General features: G+C 75.6%; 2 protein-coding genes. One reads left to right on the forward strand and one right to left on the reverse strand.

Annotation, left to right across the window (positions count from 1 at the left end):
• Positions 1-120: 120 nt before the first annotated feature.
• Positions 121-711, reverse strand: coding sequence for a TIGR03086 family metal-binding protein (locus tag ABZ914_RS51705; protein WP_500201860.1), 591 nt, complete (start codon positions 709-711; stop codon positions 121-123).
• A 153-nt stretch (positions 712-864) separates the two neighbouring features.
• Between ABZ914_RS51705 and ABZ914_RS51710 the strand changes: the two genes are divergently transcribed.
• On the forward strand, positions 865-1,102 hold a 238-nt coding region (locus tag ABZ914_RS51710), incomplete at its 3' end, for a hypothetical protein (protein ID WP_500201861.1).

The following is a 1,102-nucleotide window of genomic DNA, read 5'->3' on the forward strand; positions in this document are numbered from 1 at the left end:
GGTTCGGGTCGATGCCGGTCGCCCAGTCCGGGGCGTTCAACGGATCCCCTCTCGTTGTGCGGTCGCGGGGGCGGCCCGGGCCGCGGGGGGGGGGGGCGGGGCGGGCGGCGCCACGGCGGGTCAGGCCGTCCAGGCGGGCTCGCGGCCGAGGTAGTGCAGCAGGTCGGCGATCTCGTCGCCGGGCGCGTCGATCGGGGCCGCGTACGCGCCGAACTGGCGCAGCGGCTCGACGATCTCGGTGGCGACCTTGTGCAGGTCCCGCGCGAGGCCGGCGGTGAGCGGCGACTCCTGGCCGGTCGCGAGGGCGATGTCCCAGGCGTGCACGGCGGCGTCGAGGGCGGCGGCGCCGGCGCCCAGCCACGGGGCGAGCGAGCCGGGCGGGACCGGGACCGGCGCCTCTGCGGCGTCGCGGTCCACGGTGGCCCATGCGGCGGCGCTGGCGGTGAGGGCGGGCTCCAGCAGGGCGAGCGGCTCGGCGTCGAGGCTGCCGGACGGGGCGAACGGGTTGAAGTCGGGCCCGGGGCCGCCGGTGAGGGAGGCGGCGAACGCGAGCTGGTCCCCGGCCGCGTGCTGGAGGACCTGGGCGACCGTCCACTCGGAGCAGGGGGTGGGGCGGTCCAGGTCGGCGGCGGTGATGCCGCGGACGGTGGAGCGGAGGGCCTCGTGGGCGGTGTCGAGGACGGTCCAGCCGGAGACGGTGATCTCGTTCATGAGGACGAGTATACCAGAACGGAATGATCTGTTCCACTCAGATCTCCTTGCCGGCGGGCCGTGCATTGGTCCACGCAATAGATTCTTTTCACCCTATGATTAGAGAGCACTACGTTGTGTGGCCGTCCCGCGGACCCGGGGAGAGTGACGACCATGACCAGCGCCCACCAGCGACTGGGCGAGCGCATCAGGCATCTGCGCGGAACCGTGGACGGCCGCCGGGTGCGCCGGCTCGCGGCCGTCGGCCGGGCCCGGCGGAGCGCGCGCAGCATCGTGCTGACCTGCGGCGACTATCTGGCCATCGGCGAGCATCCGCGGGTCGTCAGGGCGATGGCGGCCGGGCCGCGCGCCGCGCCGGGGGAGCACCCGCCGCGGGGCCGGGGCGGCGCCG

The organism is Spirillospora sp. NPDC046719 (assembly GCF_040645715.1).
Classification (GTDB): Bacteria; Actinomycetota; Actinomycetes; order Streptosporangiales; family Streptosporangiaceae; genus Spirillospora.

Coding starts and splice junctions, on each gene's coding strand:
- ABZ914_RS51705 (WP_500201860.1), bottom strand. CDS start 711: ATGAACGAGATCACCGTCTCCGGCTGGACCGTCCTCGACACCGCCCAC.